Genomic DNA, 16159 nt, shown 5'->3' on the forward strand with positions numbered 1-16159 from the left:
GGTGGGCGAGTACGTCTACCTGGCGGTGGAGCGGCACTACCGGGATCTGCAGGACGGCCACAAGCGCGGGCTGCATTTCGAGCCAGATGCTGGATGGCATGTCATCCACTTCATTGAAAAGTTCTTCGTCCACATCAAGGGGCCACTGGCGCGTCAGCCGATCCTGCTGGATCCGTGGCAGAAGTTCTGGACCGCAGTGCTGTACGGCTGGAAGACCGACGAGGGCATCCGGCGATTCACCCGCGGCTACGAAGAGGTGGCGCGCAAGAACGGCAAGAGCACCTGGAAGGGGCCGCAGGGCGCATACCTGTTCATGATGGATGGGGAAATCGGCGCCGAAGTATATGCGGTGGCTACCACGCGTGAGCAGGCCATGTCGGTGTTTCGCCCGGCCTTCGATAACTTCCGCAGCTGGGCGCGAAAGTCACCAGGCGTGAAGCGCTCCTTCAAGATTCACGAGGGCGCCAATCTCGAAAAGATCTCCTTCGACACGTCGGTCTTCAAGCCGCTGCCGGCCAATGCGGAGTCGCTGGACGGCCTGAATCCGTCGGCTATCCTGTTTGACGAGCTGCACGCGCAGAAGACGCCAGACGTGTGGGACGTGATGGAGACCGCGCTCGGTGCGCGCACCCAGCCGCTGCTATCGGCGATCACCACCGCCGGCTTCATCTTGGACGGTATCTGCACCGAGGTGCGGCGCTACCTGATCGAGGTGCTGAAGGGCGAGCGCTCCGACGATACGTTCTTCGGCTACATCTACACCCTGGACGAAGGCGACGACCCATTCGAGGAGCGCAACTGGTACAAGGCCAATCCCGGCCTGGGGCGCTCCAAGCGCCTTGAATACATGCGCACCATGGCGCGCAAGGCGGCATTCCTGCCCAGCGCGCTCGCCAACTTTCTCACCAAGGACTTGAACGTCTGGGTGAACTCGGCCGATGGCTGGATCAGCCCGCAGGTCTGGGACAAAGGTGGCAAGCCCTTCGATATCGCGGTACTGGCGGGCCGGCGCTGCTACGGCGGCCTGGATCTGTCGGCCACACAGGATTTGACCGCGTTCTCCCTGGTCTTTCCGCCGGCGGACGACGATCCAAATGGCGAGTGGCATGTGCTGGTATGGACCTGGTGCCCGCAGGAGAAGGTCGACATGCAGGCCGATGCCAAAGACGAGCGGGCGAGGTATGACCGCTGGGAGAAGGATGGCTGGTTGGAAGCAACCGAGGGCACGATCACCGACTATGCGCCGGTGAAGGCGCGCATCAAGGCGGCGCGCCAGATGTTCGACCTGGTGGAAGTCGGCTTTGACGAATGGAACGCAGCTCAGCTGGTGGGCGAGCTGATGGCCGAGGGCTTGCCCATGGTCAAGGTGCCGCAGAACACGCAGGGGATGTACCCGGGCGCGCGCCGCTTCGAGGAACTGATCTACGGCAAGAAGCTGCGGCACGGTGGCAATCCCGTGCTGCGTTGGGCTGTCACCAACATCGCACTGCTGTACGACACCAACGGCAACTTCCGCCCAGACAAGAAGAAATCCAAGGGCCGCGGCCGCATCGATCCCGGTGTGGCCACCGTCATGGCGCTCAGCCGTGCTGTGGCAATCGAACCAACCAAGGCTGAATCGGGAATCATCGTGCTATGACCCACTGGTATAACGAAGAGCGCGTCCGGCAGCATGGCTCGGTCGTGCTCAACGCCTGGCGCGAGCAGCGCCAGGCTGAGCGGGCGCAGGCGTCGTCGAAGGTGCCGATAGCGGATATCCGTCCTGGCACAGATGCCTATGGCTGGCTCACCGGCGGGCTGCGTGGTCCAGGCCGGGTAGTCAGCGAGCGCTCGGCCATGAGCATCGGTGCCGTCTACGCATGCGTGTCGCTCATTGGCGGGGCGCTGGCCTCGCTGAACCTGGAAACTTATCGTCGCGTGGGCACCAGCCGGGAAGTGGACCGGGGTGATCTGTGGTGGATGCTCAATGAAGAAATGCATCCACGCTGGTCGGCACCGGTAGCGTGGGAGTTCGGTGCGCAGTCGCTCTTGCTGCATGGTGACCTGTTTATGCGGATCCGCCGTCAGAGTCGGTACTCCCCGAACATCGCTACGCTGCAGCCCTACCATGCGCTACAGGTAGATCCGCAGCCGACACAGGACAAGCAGCGGCTGCTGTACTACCTCTACAACGAGGATGGCACCGTGGAGGTTGTCGATCAGGACGACATGATCCATGTGCCTGGCCCGGGTTTCGATGGCCGCCGCGGCATGTCGCAGATCCGGCATGTCTTGCGGCGGTCGGTGTCGCTGGCTACCGCCGGCGGAGAGCAGGCCGAATCCATGCTCGACAACATGCGCCCGGACCTGGTGCTCACGCAAAACCGGGAAGCGAAGAAGTTGGAGCCCGGGGATATTGACCACCTGCGGAAGCAATGGCTGGAGCGGTACTCCGGGCAGGGCGGCAAGGACGGCGCGCCGGTAATTCTGACCGGTGGCATGGACATCAAGCAGATCAGTATCACGCCGCAGGATGCACAAATGCTGGAGCTTCTGAATCTGTCTGTCGAAGACACCGCACGCGTGTTCGGTGTGCCGCCGTTCATGATTGGCTACACCGATAAAACAACCGGCTGGGGCAGTGGCGTGGAGCAGATGAGCATCGCCTTCATCCAGTACACGATGTCCCGTCACCTGGTGAAGATTGCGAAGGAATTCAATCGCAAGGTCTACCGCGGCGGGCGCGAGCGGTACGTCGAGTACAACACCGAGGCGCTCGAGCAGGGCGACCTGAAAACGCGAATGGATGCTGCACGGATCGCCTTCGGGCGCGCCGGTGAGGTTGGCTGGGCGACGCGTACCGAGACCCGGCGACTCTTCAACTTGCCGCCAGAAAAGGCGGGCGACGTATTTAACGAAGGAAAGGGCGATGCGCCGAAACAAAATCCTCCAGCTCCTCAATGACAACCGGGCCGCGACGCGCGCTTTCAACGTGGTGGCCAGTGCAGCCGATGAGGTGACGGTCTACCTCTATGACGTGATCGTCAGCGATGACTGGTGGGGCGGCGTGTCCGCTACCGCCTTCGTCAAGGAACTCGCTGGCATCACAGCCAGCACGATCCGGTTGCGCGTCAACTCGCCGGGCGGCGATGTGTTTGCTGCGCGGGCGATGGAAGCAGCGCTGCGCGGCCATGCCGCCAAGGTGATTGTCCATGTCGATGGTCTAGCGGCGAGCGCGGCCAGCTTCCTGATCATGGCGGCCGACGAGATCGAGATCTCCGATGGCGGCTTCGTGATGATCCACAAGGCGTGGACGGCGCTGTGGGGCAATGCCAACGACCTGCGGTCGGAGGCGGATCTGCTCGACAAGATCGATGCCACGCTGGTCAACACCTATGCGCAGCGCACGGGCCAGTCGGCGGAAGACATCGCGGCCTGGATGGATGCGGAGACCTGGCTCAGTGCCGACGAGGCGGTTGCCAAGGGATTTGCGGACCGTAAGGCGGATGCGACCGCCAAGACCAGCGCGCAGGCCTGCGCCTGGAACCTGCGGGCGTTCGCCAACGCGCCGGACGCCGCAAGAACAGAGCCGCCGCCGGCCGACCCCAAGACCGTGCCCGCGCCGGCCGCTGCGCCACCGCAGGCTGCGCCGGTGCCGGACTTTTCGGCCATGCGCCGGCAGCTGGCGCTGGCCCAACGAATCTGACGCGCTCCCGCGTCGGCCCAAGCCGCCCCTCCCGGGCGGCTTTTTTCTTTTCTACACCTGGAGAATCCATGAAGCAGAGCATTCAAGCATTGCGGGAGCGCCGCGACGCCCTCGCCAAGAACATCAACGCCCTGATGGCCAACAACACGGGCGAGAAGTGGACGGCGGCGCATCAGACCGAGTACGACACCGGCATGGCCGAAATCGATCGCGTCAATGCGGAGATCAAGCGCAATGAGGATTATCTGGCCAAGCTGGGCGAGGAAGCCGCTGCGGGCCGCCCGGATGGCTTGATCGATGCCTCCATTCGCACGCCGGGCGCGCATAACGAGGAGTCTCGGGCCTTCCGCGCCTACCTCTCCGGTGGGTTGTCCGCGCTTACGCCGGAGGATGCCCAGCGCGCCAACGCGCGCCGCCCGGTGGATTTGCCCCAAAACGCGATGTCGACCACGACCCCTGCCGAGGGGGGCTATACCGTGGCTACCGAATACTTCCGCCAGCTGACGGAGGCAATGAAAGCCTATGGTGGCCTGCGCAACCTGGCCACCGTGATCCAGACCAGTACCGGTGCGGACATGAATTTCCCGGCGGCGGACGCAACTTCGGAAGAAGGTGAAATCCTGGGTCAGAACGCCAAGGCCAGTGCAGCAGACACGACCTTCAACAATCTGGTGTTGAAGGTCTATAAATACAGTTCCAAGTCCATTGCTGTGCCGTTCGAGCTGATCCAAGACAGCATGTTCGATATCGAACTGTATGTCCGGGCGCTGCTGGCGACGCGCTTGGGCCGTATTACCAACAAGCACTACGTGATCGGCAACGGCACCACTCAGCCCGCCGGGCTGATTACTACGGCCACTGTCGGGAAGATCGGCGCCACCGGTGCTATTGCCTCGGTTTCCTATGACGACCTGGTGGATCTGGAGCACAGCGTAGATCCGATCTATCGCAGCAGCGCCAGGGTGGGTTGGCTGATGCATGACCAGTCGCTGAAGGCCGTGCGGAAGGTCAAAGACGCGAATGGCCGTCCGATCTTTGTGCCGGGTTACGAGCAGGGCAATCCGAGCGGCGCGCCGGACCGGCTGCTCAACCGTCCGGTCCAGGTGGATCAGGCCATGCCGCAGATGGCGGCCAATGCCAAATCGATCGCATTTGGCGACTACTCCAAGTACATGGTCCGGGAGGTCATGGATCTGACCCTGTTCCGCATGAATGACTCGGCCTACACCCTCAACGGGCAGGTTGGCTTCGTCGCCTTCAATCGCCAGGGCGGCAACCTGGTCGACGTGGGCGGTGCGGTGAAGCTCTACCAGAACCCCGCGGCCTAACCCGGCCCGGATTCTTTGCAGATTACAGGGGCTGCTGGGCAGTCCCTTCTACATAGGAGAGCCATATGGCGAAGCAGAATCAGGCGGCGGCCACCGCGAAGCTGGAGGCCGCATTGAGCGGTGCTGAATGGGTGGGGGACCAGGCGGGTATCGCCATGCAGCCCGCTGCGGTGGGCGACGGGGCAGCGTCGGACTCCGGCGGCAATATCGGTGGTGATTCGGCAGAGGGTATTGCTGGCGGCGCGGCTGGTCAGGCCGGGGCCGACCAGGTGCCCACTTCGGCGCCAGCGTCTGGCGACATGACGGTGGTGCTGCGTGTCGATACGGGGCCGGCGAAGTCGGCGCTGGCCGAGCTGCAGGGGGCCATCAAAAAGACCAACGCCGTGCCGGCGGCTTCTGAAATCGTTCCGGTGGCAGTGGTCAAGCGCGTACAGGCGCGCGTTCTGGTGGAGGGCCGTTTCGGCAAGCCCAACCAGGTGGTGACCGTCACGGAAGACGAGGCCAGCGCCGCCGGCGGCGAACTCGACACGCATCCGGCGGCCGTGGCCTACGCGAAGGGCCTGTAAGCCATGCGCGTCGTCATCGATCCGCCGGCGCAGGAGGCGATCACCCTGGAGCGGGCCAAAGGGCACCTGAAGCTCGACCCCGACGACGAGGACTTGACGATTGCCGCTCAAATCGATGCGGAGATACAGGATGCCATCGTCTCGGCCCGCGAGATGCTGGAGGGGGAGTTGATGCGACCACTCCTCCCTCAGCTATGCGAGGTCAGGGTGGATCGGCTTGAGCGACGGATAAGGCTGTGGCATGACGTTACAGCCGTGGATAGTGTCGCCTATCGCGATGCGGCCGGCGTCGACCAAACGATGCCGCGCGAGGCCTGCCAGGTTGAGGGTGGGGCGTACCTGGTCCTGGCCGGGGAGATCCCGGATGGAACGGGGGTGCGCGTACGGTTCCGCTGCGGTGCGTTTCCTGCGGTGAGCGCTGTGCCTCGCTCACTCGTCTCATGGATGCTGCTGCAGGTCGGCACGCTATATGAGCATCCGCAGGGCGTCACCCAGGGACAAACGTTCGTCGTGCCATCCGAGTTCACTTCCGGGTTAATCAACCGATATCGCGTCGTGGGGCTATGACATGGATTTCGGAAAGCTAGACAAGCGGGTGAAGATCCAGCGCCTTGGCGGGGAGCGGGACAAGCTTGGGGAGGTGGTACCCGCTTGGGTGGATGTAACGCGGGCCTGGGCGAGCATCCTCCATAAAAGTGGCCTTGAGACAATCAAGGCTGACGCCAATGTATCGGTCGTGCAGGCAAGCATCCGGATTCGGTTTCGCAGGGGCATTACTGCTGCAATGCGGGTGGTGCATGGTGCAACCATCTACGAAATCAAGGCGGTGCTGCCTGGTGGGCGTCGTGGGCATATGGATCTGGTATGCCAAACGGGGGCTTCCAATGGCTGAGTCGGCGGAGTCGATTGTCTACGCCGCGCTGCGCGGGATCCTAGCCGACCGGGTCTATCCGGATGTCGCCCCGGATGGGGCGGCGCGGCCCTATATCACCTACCAGGCAGCCGGCGGGCAGGATGCCAATTCATTGGATGGCCAGAGCGATCTCCAGAACGCGCGGATGCAGGTCACGGTCTGGGCGGATCGGCGGGGCGAGTGCACGGAGATCATGGGCCGGGTACGAGGGGCGTTGACCGTGATGCAGTCGGCAACGCTCTCCATGGAGGCAATGACGTGGACGTTGGACGTCCCTCAGACCGTGCCAATCGGGGCGCCTGTCAGTGTCTACGAGCCCGACACAAAGCTGCGCGGCTCGCGGCAGGACTTCAGCGTCTGGTTTTACCCGTGATCCGCCTGTGGGCTGCGGTCATATTTACAACACCCCGCGCTGCGGGGTTTTTCAATTGCGAGGACAGAAATGGGAAGTACTGCAATTAGCGCGCAGGGCACGAAGCTGGAAATCTCCAGCACGGCCAGCGCGGCAAAGGCCATCACGGCCATCGCGCTCGGCTTTCCAACCATTCTCACCATGGCTGCCCACGGCATGTCCAATGGCGATGTGGTGACCCTGGCCAACCTGGCTGGCGCCGACGCGGCCCTGCTGAGCGGGCAAACGGCCGTCGCCAAGAACGTGACGGCCAATACCATCGCCGTGGACATCAACACCACTGGCAAGACCATCACCGCGGCCGGCAACGCAACGCCGCTGAGCTGGGTCAAGATCAAGGGTGTCACATCCTTCAAGGGCTTCGACGGTCAAGCCGGCGAGATCGACACAACCGATTTCGATTCCACTGCAAAGGAGAATCTGCCTGGCCTTCAGGATTGGGGAAATTTCTCGTTCGATGTGAACAAGGATTTTGCCGATCCTGGGCAGTTGGCGCTCGACGCTGCAAAGCGAGCTTCCATTCAGAGGTCCTTCAGACTCACGCTGCCCAACAACAAGACGAAGACGTTCAGCGGCACCGTAAAGAATAGCCCGCTCGAAGGAGCGGTCGATGCGCTGGTGAAGGCCACCGGCGTCAACCTCCGTATCAGTGGCGACGTGGTGGATGCATAACATGAATATTCTCTCGAAAGAACAGATCCTGGCTTCGGCCGACATCAAGACCGAAGACGTGTTGGTAAGCGAGTGGGGCGGCACCGTGCGCGTTGCCGTCATGTCTGGTCGATTGCGCGACCGTTTCCTTGATCTGCAGGGCGCCGGGCCGAAGCCCGTGAGTGAGTCTCAGGCGCTGCTGCTGGTGCTGACCATCGTTGACGAGGTGGGGCGGACAGTCTTCAGTGAGGGGGACATCGAGGCGCTGCGCGAGAAGAATCAGGACGTGCTGGATCGGCTGGGTGGGGTGGCCATGCGCATCAACGGCATGGCCATGAATGCCGTGGAGCAAGCCGGAAAAAACTCCGAAGCCGCCCCGAGCGGCGTTTCTGGTTCCGACTCGCCCTTGCCCTCGGAAAGTCAGTAAGGCAGGCGCAGGCCGAGATCGACAGCGCGGAGTTCACCGAATGGATGGCGTTCTACGAGATGGAGCCGTGGGGCGGCCACTACGACGACCTCCGCGCGGGCGCGATCACTTCCATGCTGGCCAACATCAATCGTGACCCGAAGAAGCGCAAGGAATCGTTCGGGCTGCTGGATTTCATCACCTGGAGCAAATATCACCAGGCTGAGACGGCAGCGGAGCCGATTCTATTGGCCGATCCGGAGGAGCATTCGAGGTTGCTCGAATCGATGCTGTTTCCAAGGAGGGAGTAGCGATGGCAACACGCTCATTCAGTGTTCAGAACCCAGATGCGCTTACGGCTACGCTGCGCAACCTTGGTGAGGTGGCGAGCGAGTCAACACTACGCCAGGCCGCAGTAGCGGGCGCGCGCGTGGTCTTCGCGGAGGCCAAGCGGCGCGCGCCGGTGGGCGTGAAGGCCTATGAGCGCAAGGGCAAGAAGCATTACCCGGGGTTCCTGCGCGACCACATCCTGATCGCCTATGACGAGAAGTCATCCGTGCCTGGTCGTAGTGCCTCCTACATCGTGACCTGGTCGAAGGATGCCTTCTATGGCCGCTTTGTCGAGCACGGTACGTCGAAGATGCCGGCAGATCCGTTTCTGCGGCCGGCTTTTGACGCGCGCCGACGAGAGATTGAGGAGGCCATCGACGCGGTGATTCAGGAGAAAGTCAAGGAGGCGGCCAGTGTCAAATGAAACAATCGTTCGCATCACAACGGACAGTAGCGGCTACGTGGCCGGCGTGGAGCGGGCGAAGCGCAGTGCGGCGGCGTTCCTGGCGGCTCAAGAGAGTGCGGCTCGGCGTGAGCAGGCAATCCTGGCTGCGGTAGCCGAAGCACGGGCGAGTGGAAGTCAGGCCTCCGAGCGCCAGATCGCGAGCTACATCCGCAATGTGGCGCGGCAGGCCGAAGCCGTTGGCAAGTCCAGGGCGCAGCTCATGGAGGAGCGGGCGGCGTTGCTGGGTGTGAGTGGCGCAGTTGAGTCCTACGTCAATACGCTGCGTTCAGCCCAATCGGCTGGCGCATCTCTCGTCACCGGCTCGAAGGCGTCGGAGGCGGCGCTCAACAGCGTTGGCATGTCGGCCAAGGCGACCGCCGCGGCGATGCGCATGGTGCCGGCGCAGATGACTGACATCGTGACGCAGTTGGCCGGTGGCCAGAGCCCGCTGCTGATCCTCACGCAGCAGGGCGGGCAGCTGAAAGACATGTTTGGTGGTGTCGTCCCTGCGGTGCGAGCCCTGGGCACCTACATTGCCGGCTTAGTCACACCATTCACTCTCACTGCCGCTGCGGGCGCGGTGCTGGCCTATGCGTACTATCAAGGGGCGCAGGAGGCGGACAAGCTGAACAAGGCGATTCAGCTGACCGGCAATTACGCCGGTGTTACGCAGGCCCAGGTCGGGAGTCTGGCGGGCAATATCGGCGCGGCGCGTGGCGAGGTCGGCCGGGCCCAGGAGGTGCTAACGGGCTTCGTCGCCAGTGGTCGGGTTGGTCAGGCGGCGCTGGAAGACTTCACGCGGGCCACGCTGGAAATGGCCAGGCGCAGCGGGGAGGATGCCAGCGCAGTCGCGGCGGACTTCATCAAGATGAGTGACGGCGTTGCCAAGTGGGCTGCCGAGCACAACCGGCAATACCACTTCCTCACGGAAGCGCAGTACGAGCACATCAAGAAGCTGGAGGATGAGGGGAAGGCCCAGCAGGCCATGCATGAAACGGCCAAGGCCCTGCATAACCACCTCGGTGGCGAAGGCAAGGACAAGGTCGGGCTCATTACTATGGCCTATGAGGGTTGGCGCAAGACCATTGAGGGGGTCGGTCGTGCGCTGATGAGCATCGGCAAGGAGGCCACGAACAGCGAGCGCCTGATCGATCTCCAGAAGACGATGGCGCAGCAGGAGAAGGAACTCGCCGAGGCTAAGGCAAAGGGCTACAACACGGTCCAGCTCGAAAAGGCGCTGGCCGCCAATCTTGATCTGATCAAGAAGTACAACACCGCGGTGATCGACGAGCAGGCGGCGGCGGACAAGAAAAGCGCAGATGCGCAGCGCAACGCTGCTGGCATCGCGGCCAAGGATTGGATGGATGGCCAGCGCACGCAGTACGACAAGGCTTATGCCAAGCAGAAGGAACTGGCCGAGGCCAAGCGTAAGTACGAGGCGCTGATCGCATCCAACCCGGATTCGCCTGGTGCCAAGACTGCCTATGACAACATCGTCGCGGGTATCAACGACAAGTACAAGGAAAAGGCCGGCCCGAAGCCGAAGGCGTACCAGGATGACGCCGCCGCGCGCTTCATCCAGCAGCTGCGCGATCAGGATGCAGCGACTCGGGCGGCGCTTGACTCCAGCGACAAGCTGACGGCTGCAGAAAAGCAGCAAGCCGAGTTCCTGCAGAAGATCGCGGACATCAAAGGCAAGTCCATCTTGACGGCCGAGCAGAAGAGCTTGCTCGCCTCTCAGGATCGCATCAAGCAGCAGCTGGCCGAGAACGTCGCCAACGAGCGCGCGCTGCAGATGAAGGAGGAGGGAAACAAGCTCGACGAACGCTCGGCGCAGATCAACGCGCAGATCGCCAACTACCAGCAGAGCCAGCGCGAGCAGCAGGCGCGCCGACTGGATGCCATCGGTATGGGTGCGGACGCCCAGAAGAACGCCGAGGCGGTCAAGTCGATCTACAGGGAATATGAAAAGCTGCAGTGGCAGCTGGAGAAGGGCACGCCGAAGAGCCAGCTTGGCTCCGAGAAGTACCTGGCAGAGAAGACCCAGATCCAGGAGCAGCTGCAGCAGTCGCTGCAGGACTACAACGACTATTACGAGACCCTGAAGGCGAAGCAGGCGGACTGGACCAACGGCGCGACCGAATCGGTGGCCAACTACGTGGAGTCGTCGCGCAACATGATGGCGCAGGCCAGCGGCGCATTCACAAGCATGTTCAAGGGCATGGAGGATGGGATCACCAGTTTCGCCATGACAGGCCAGCTTCGCTTCGGGGATATGGCTAAGTCGATTATTGCGGATCTGATCCGCATCCAGGCGCGTGCGCAGATCTCCGGGCTGCTCCAGATGGGCATCAGCACGGTGAGCATGTTTGCAAACTCCGCTACGAACTTCAACGGCTCCATCGATGGCGTATCCGGTGCCTTCGGAGGGGCGCGGACCACCGGGATCTTCTACAAGGCGGATGGCGGCTTTATCTCTGGCCCGGGCACTTCGACCAGCGACAGCATCCCGGCCTGGCTCTCGAATGGCGAGTACGTCGTGAATGCAGCGGCGACATCCAAGCACAGGGCATTGCTGGAGGCGATCAACGGCGGCGCTGCTCCCGCCAAGTTTGCCGCCGGCGGCTACGTTGGTGGCTCTGTGCCGGCACCGTTCGTACCCACATCTTCGAGCAATTCCGCCGCAAATCAAGCAGTTACGCCAGCCGGCAGCGGGGGCGCAGTCCATGTTGAAACGCAGATCTTCATGGGCGATGGAACGTCGAAGTCGAAGACCGAGGGCGGGCCAGCGTCGTCGGCTAAGCAGTTCGGCGACATGATCAATGGCCTGGTGCGCGATGTCATTGCGCGCGAATCACGCCAGGGTGGCTTGCTTTGGCAGGCCAGGAACGGGCAGGCATAGATGGCGACTGAAACTTTCACCTGGGCACCGCGCATCGGCGCGCAGGGCCAGACGACGCTGCGCGTGCGCGGCGCGCAGTTTGGCGACGGCTACAAGCAAACGGTTGCCGACGGCATCAACAACAAGGTTCAGTCGTGGCCGCTGTCCTTCAACGGCTCCAAGGCAAAGATCCAGGCAATTGTTGATTTTCTGGACAGGAATGCCGGCGCGAAGTCCTTCTATTGGACCCCGCCGCTCGGCGCGCAGGGCCTGTACAAGGTGGTCAGCTACACGTCGGGGCATGTGGAAGGCGCCGTCTATTCCCTCTCAGCAACCTTCGAACAGGCCTTCCGGCCGTAAGCGAACAGAGTATGAACATTACGGCCGATATTCAAGGGCTTGAGCCCGGCGCGCTGGTTGAGCTTTTCGAGCTGGATGCGACGACGCTGGGCGGTGACGTGCTGCGCTTCCATGGCTACACCCAAGTGGGAGCCATCTGGTGGCAGGGAAAGGAGTACTCCGGCTGGCCGATCCAGGCCGAGGGCTTCTCGCGGACCGGCAACGGCCAGCAGCCCGTGCCATCGCTTTCCGTTGGCAACGTGGACGGCTCTGTCACGGCGCTGTGCTTGCACCTGGCTGACATGGTTGGGGCGAAGGTCCTGCGCCACCGGACGCTGGGCCAGTACCTGGATTCGCGGAATTTTCCGGCGGGGCCGAACGATGGTCCGACGCTCACACTGGATTTTGGGACCCAGACTTACATGGTGTGGGATGGCAACCCGAGCGCGGATTCCACCGAGGCGCTGCCTACGGAACTCTGGTACATCGAGCAGAAGACCAGCGAGACGAATGAGGTGGTGACGTTCGAGCTGGCGAGCGCCCTGGATTTCAACGGCGAGCAGCTGCCGCGCCGGCAGATCGTCGCGAATGTGTGCATGTGGCTCAGCATCGGTGGGTACCGCGGGCCGAACTGTGGATACACCGGCTCCGCATATTTCGACCGGAACGATGCCCCGGTCGGGGATCCAACGCTCGACCGCTGCGGTGGGCGCCTGTCTTCGTGTAAGTGCCGCTTCGGGGCCAACAATCCGTTGCCGTTCGGATCGTTTCCAGCGGCAGACCTGCTGCGCAGCTGAGCCGCGCCGCATTCTTTCGACCAGGCCGCCTCCGGGCGGCTTCTTCTTTTCTGGGGGATGACATGCCAGCAGCCGACCGCTTCGCCAATATGGCGAAGACCATCACGGCGCCATCGGACGCCTATTTTGCGATCACGCCGAGCGACACGAACGACTTTGCGGAGGTGGCGAACAGCATCCGCGTCGGCACCGCCGGTGACGTAGTTGCTGTGCGCCCGGACGGCGTTCCGGTCACGTTCAAGAACTGCCAGGCCGGCGAGACGCTTCCTATCCGCGCCAAGCGCGTGAATCTGGCCGGCACCACCGCATTCGACCTGGTGGGCCTATGAGGCTCGGGCTTGGGCTATCGCTGGTCGGCACCCGGCGCGCCGGCCGATACGACGCTGAGGATCTGTCGGAGGGCACGCTGCTGCTCGATTTCGGCGCTGTCAACGAGACGACGCTGCAACTCGATTTCGCTGCCGACATGTACCGCATATGGGTCGATGACCCGGCCTGGCCATATGGGCTTATTGGGATTTTCAAGGTGAAGGGATAATGCTAGTTCAGAAACCACTAGATCAAATTGCTGCATTCGCGCGAGCAAGTTCCCGTTACAAGATGGGTAGCGCTGGCCTTTATGTGCAAGATGGCATTAATGTCCCATCTCTGGCTTTTGATCCGATTGCCAGCACTCCGCGTGGGATGTTGGTTGAAAGTGCTTCGGCAAATCTTGTTACGCAGTCTTCGGATCTAAGTAACGGTATCTGGAACAAGGCGGCGGTTTCTGTTGCAAATGCCGGTGTCGGGAAAATATCCGGAATTAATGCACAAAATATTGTTCCAGATGCAGCAAACTCGACCCATTACGTTAGTAGGGGCGGGATGGTCCCAAGCAACACTGACGTGTGCATGTCCGTAATAGCAAAAGCTAACGGATTTAATTGCATTTGGCTTTATGGTGTGAATGGCGATAATCTCGGCGTACGCTTCGATCTTGTAAACCGAACGATGGTCGATTATGCAAACGGCACTGGAGTTCTTAAAGCAAAGGGGATGATTGACCTTGGGGATGGCTGGTTTCTTTGCTATGCAGCAGGGCAAGCGGTGTTTGGTGGGGCTAGCGCCACCTATGTAAATCTTGTCTCCAACAGCACCACCGTTTCGGTTGTGACCGGCGATGGTACGTCCGGTGTGCTAATCGCACATAACCAAATTGAGCTAGGTCTTAACCCAAGTTCCGCGATTGTCACCGCCGCAACGCAGGTTACTCGTGCGGCAGACATTGCGACGATCAGCGATCTGAGCAAAATCAGCTTCAACCAGGCTGAAGGCACGATTGTCGCGGAAGTCTTTATGCCGGCAAATCTATCGGTGCCGCGCGCCATCATGCAGGTGGATAACGGGGATAGCACAACTCGCTATTACTGCTATCTGCAAGGCGATGGGCTGGTGATCGGCGCGCAGGTTGGTGGTGTCACGAAAGCGGGGTTCAACTTGAGGTCGCTGCCGGCAGCGGGGCAGCGCTATCGATGCGCTATCACCTATGGGCCGGGCTCGGTCAGCGTGTGCGCGAACGGCGGGGAAGTGAAAACGGCTGCGGTGGATGCGCTGCCCGTGGTAAATCGGCTCACGATCGGGCACATCAGCAACGCACTGCAGCTCAATTCGACTTTCCGTTACCTGCGTACCATCCCGCGCCAAGTTCAAAGCGCTGATCTCCAGGCCCTGACCGCACTATGAACACCTTCCACGACTATTACCTGCGCGGGGTTGACCGCGATTCCACGCGCGCCGCGCTATTGGCGGCCGGCCTGACGGTCGATACTCTCGGCGAGGACGGCCAGTTGCGGCGCGTGCCGGTCGATGGCGTCAACATTTCCACCATTGGCACGATCTACCAGGGTGGTGAGTGGGATGCCGACGGCAACACAATCACCGCGCCAACGCCAATACCGGGCTGGCACGTGAACCTGCGACTGGATCGCCCGCTGTCTACCGGCGAGGTGACGGCGCTGGGCGATATGCTGGAGGAGCCCGGGCCTGTGACGCCATATCGGGTGTGGGCATGAACGGGGCCACGCTGGAGGCGATCCGAGTCCATGCGGCTGCGGACTACCCGCGCGAGGCCTGCGGGCTGGTGGTGGTGGCCAAGGGGCGGGAGCGGTATGTGCCCTGCAGGAATGCCGCCGCCGGCACGGAGCACTTCATCCTGCCGGCGGAGGACTACGCCGCGGCCGAGGATCTGGGTGAGGTGGTGGCGGTGGTCCACAGCCACCCGGATGCGCCGGCCGCGCCGAGCGAGGCTGACCTGGTCAGCTGCGAGGCCTCTGGCCTGCCATGGCACATCCTGTCGTGGCCGGGGGACGACCTGCGCACCATCGAGCCCAGCGGCTACCAAGCGCCGCTGGTAGGCCGCGAGTTCGCTCATGGCGTGCTGGACTGCTACACCCTGGTACGCGATTGGTATCAGCGCGAGCGCGGTATCACGTTGCCTGACTTCCCCCGGCGGGACGACTGGTGGAAGCATGGTGAGGACCTGTACCTGCAGCACTACGCCGAGGCCGGCTTTGTCGCTGTGTCGCAGGACCAGCCGGAGCAGGCCGGCGACGTGATCCTGATGCAGCTGCGCGCGCCGGTGCCGAACCACGCCGGCGTGTACCTGGGCGATGGGCTGATGCTGCACCACCTCCATGGCCGGCTGTCGTCGCGGGATGTGTATGGCGGCTACTGGCAGGAGATCACGCGCTGCGTGTTGAGGTATCGAGGATGAGCGAGAAACTTAGGACGATTCGGCTCTATGGCAAGCTTGGAACGCAGTTCGGTCGTGTGCATCGCTTGGTCGTGTCGAGCGCGGCGGAAGCCGTCCGTGCTCTTTCGGTGCTGCTGCCCGGCTTTCAGCAGGAACTCTGCTCAAGCAAGGATCGCGGGGTCGCTTATGCGGTCTTCGTCGGCAAGCGAAATGCAAGGGCCGACGAGCTCCATCTGCCGCCCGGGCGGGATGATATTCGGATCGCACCGGTGCTGCACGGAGCCAAGCGAGCAGGCCTCTTTCAGACGATTCTCGGCGTCGCGCTGATCGCGGTGGCGACGGTCTATAGCGGTGGCTTGGTGTCGGCGTTCACGACCAGCGGATGGGTCGGGACGACGGCCATGCTTGGTGCTTCCCTGGCGCTCGGCGGCGTGGTGCAGATGCTGTCTCCGCAGCAAAAAGGGCTATCCGCGAAGGACGGCCCCGACAACGGCGCCAGCTACAACTTCAACGGGCCAGTCAACACCACGGCCCAGGGAAATCCAGTGCCGTTGCTGTACGGCCGCATGATCGTCGGCAGTGCAGTGATTTCGGCGGGCATCTATGCGGAGGACCAAGCGTAGATGCCCGCACTTACATTCCAGGCACAGCCCCGCCCCAGTGCGGAGCTTTTTT

Annotated in this window: 21 protein-coding genes; all 21 read left to right on the forward strand. The window is 62.4% G+C overall.

Annotation, left to right across the window (positions count from 1 at the left end):
- Position 1: 1 nt before the first annotated feature.
- The 21 genes from AC3FOF_RS09135 to AC3FOF_RS09235 all read left to right on the forward strand — a co-directional run bounded on the left by AC3FOF_RS09135 (position 2) and on the right by AC3FOF_RS09235 (position 16107).
- Positions 2-1639 (forward strand): terminase large subunit, encoded by a 1638-nt coding sequence (locus AC3FOF_RS09135; protein ID WP_488726399.1) that lies wholly within the window; start codon positions 2-4, stop codon positions 1637-1639.
- Positions 1636-2943 carry a phage portal protein gene (locus tag AC3FOF_RS09140; RefSeq protein WP_488726400.1) on the forward strand — a complete coding sequence of 436 codons (1308 nt, stop codon included), beginning with the start codon at positions 1636-1638 and terminating at the stop codon, positions 2941-2943. The genes AC3FOF_RS09135 and AC3FOF_RS09140 overlap by 4 nt, the downstream gene beginning before the upstream one ends.
- A complete protein-coding gene (locus AC3FOF_RS09145) occupies positions 2909-3685 on the forward strand; it encodes a head maturation protease, ClpP-related (RefSeq protein WP_488726401.1) in 777 nt (258 codons plus the stop codon). Before AC3FOF_RS09140 ends, AC3FOF_RS09145 begins: the two co-directional genes overlap by 35 nt.
- Before the next feature lie 68 nt (positions 3686-3753).
- Positions 3754-5013: a phage major capsid protein gene (locus AC3FOF_RS09150; RefSeq protein ID WP_488726402.1), complete on the forward strand. Its 1260-nt coding sequence runs from the start codon at positions 3754-3756 to the stop codon at positions 5011-5013.
- A gap of 65 nt (positions 5014-5078) precedes the next feature.
- Entirely contained in the window at positions 5079-5579 is a 501-nt protein-coding gene (locus AC3FOF_RS09155) for a hypothetical protein (RefSeq protein ID WP_488726403.1), read from the forward strand.
- A gap of 3 nt (positions 5580-5582) precedes the next feature.
- Positions 5583-6146 (forward strand): head-tail connector protein, encoded by a 564-nt coding sequence (locus AC3FOF_RS09160; protein WP_488726404.1) that lies wholly within the window; start codon positions 5583-5585, stop codon positions 6144-6146.
- A 1-nt stretch (position 6147) separates the two neighbouring features.
- Positions 6148-6471 carry a phage head closure protein gene (locus tag AC3FOF_RS09165; RefSeq protein WP_488726405.1) on the forward strand — a complete coding sequence of 108 codons (324 nt, stop codon included), beginning with the start codon at positions 6148-6150 and terminating at the stop codon, positions 6469-6471.
- Positions 6464-6865 carry a DUF3168 domain-containing protein gene (locus tag AC3FOF_RS09170; protein ID WP_488726406.1) on the forward strand — a complete coding sequence of 134 codons (402 nt, stop codon included), beginning with the start codon at positions 6464-6466 and terminating at the stop codon, positions 6863-6865. The genes AC3FOF_RS09165 and AC3FOF_RS09170 overlap by 8 nt, the downstream gene beginning before the upstream one ends.
- 69 nt (positions 6866-6934) lie before the next feature.
- Positions 6935-7576 (forward strand): phage tail tube protein, encoded by a 642-nt coding sequence (locus AC3FOF_RS09175; RefSeq protein ID WP_488726407.1) that lies wholly within the window; start codon positions 6935-6937, stop codon positions 7574-7576.
- A gap of 1 nt (position 7577) precedes the next feature.
- Positions 7578-7982, forward strand: a complete 405-nt coding sequence (locus AC3FOF_RS09180; RefSeq protein WP_488726408.1) for a hypothetical protein — start codon at positions 7578-7580, stop codon at positions 7980-7982.
- 17 nt (positions 7983-7999) lie between these two features.
- Entirely contained in the window at positions 8000-8272 is a 273-nt protein-coding gene (locus AC3FOF_RS09185; protein ID WP_488726475.1) for a phage tail assembly protein T, read from the forward strand.
- 2 nt (positions 8273-8274) lie between these two features.
- On the forward strand, positions 8275-8715 hold the full coding sequence (locus tag AC3FOF_RS09190; protein ID WP_488726409.1) for an HK97-gp10 family putative phage morphogenesis protein: 441 nt from the start codon (positions 8275-8277) through the stop codon (positions 8713-8715).
- On the forward strand, positions 8705-11638 hold the full coding sequence (locus AC3FOF_RS09195; protein ID WP_488726410.1) for a phage tail tape measure protein: 2934 nt from the start codon (positions 8705-8707) through the stop codon (positions 11636-11638). The genes AC3FOF_RS09190 and AC3FOF_RS09195 overlap by 11 nt, the downstream gene beginning before the upstream one ends.
- Positions 11639-11977 carry a phage tail protein gene (locus tag AC3FOF_RS09200; RefSeq protein ID WP_488726411.1) on the forward strand — a complete coding sequence of 113 codons (339 nt, stop codon included), beginning with the start codon at positions 11639-11641 and terminating at the stop codon, positions 11975-11977. It abuts the gene before it with no gap.
- Positions 11978-11988: 11 nt separating this feature from the next.
- A complete protein-coding gene (locus AC3FOF_RS09205; protein ID WP_488726412.1) occupies positions 11989-12753 on the forward strand; it encodes a phage minor tail protein L in 765 nt (254 codons plus the stop codon).
- Positions 12754-12815: 62 nt separating this feature from the next.
- On the forward strand, positions 12816-13082 hold the full coding sequence (locus tag AC3FOF_RS09210; protein WP_488726413.1) for a spike base protein, RCAP_Rcc01079 family: 267 nt from the start codon (positions 12816-12818) through the stop codon (positions 13080-13082).
- A complete protein-coding gene (locus AC3FOF_RS09215; RefSeq protein ID WP_488726414.1) occupies positions 13079-13291 on the forward strand; it encodes a hypothetical protein in 213 nt (70 codons plus the stop codon). The genes AC3FOF_RS09210 and AC3FOF_RS09215 overlap by 4 nt, the downstream gene beginning before the upstream one ends.
- Positions 13291-14475 carry a phage head spike fiber domain-containing protein gene (locus tag AC3FOF_RS09220; protein ID WP_488726415.1) on the forward strand — a complete coding sequence of 395 codons (1185 nt, stop codon included), beginning with the start codon at positions 13291-13293 and terminating at the stop codon, positions 14473-14475. Before AC3FOF_RS09215 ends, AC3FOF_RS09220 begins: the two co-directional genes overlap by 1 nt.
- The gene (locus AC3FOF_RS09225) at positions 14472-14804 is read left to right on the forward strand and encodes a hypothetical protein (RefSeq protein ID WP_488726416.1); all 333 of its coding nucleotides are present in this window, start codon (positions 14472-14474) and stop codon (positions 14802-14804) included. Before AC3FOF_RS09220 ends, AC3FOF_RS09225 begins: the two co-directional genes overlap by 4 nt.
- The gene (locus tag AC3FOF_RS09230) at positions 14801-15505 is read left to right on the forward strand and encodes a C40 family peptidase (RefSeq protein ID WP_488726417.1); all 705 of its coding nucleotides are present in this window, start codon (positions 14801-14803) and stop codon (positions 15503-15505) included. The genes AC3FOF_RS09225 and AC3FOF_RS09230 overlap by 4 nt, the downstream gene beginning before the upstream one ends.
- Positions 15502-16107: a tail assembly protein gene (locus AC3FOF_RS09235; RefSeq protein WP_488726418.1), complete on the forward strand. Its 606-nt coding sequence runs from the start codon at positions 15502-15504 to the stop codon at positions 16105-16107. Before AC3FOF_RS09230 ends, AC3FOF_RS09235 begins: the two co-directional genes overlap by 4 nt.
- Positions 16108-16159 lie beyond the last annotated feature (52 nt).

It is taken from the genome of Cupriavidus sp. 96C5-1, from assembly GCF_057798855.1.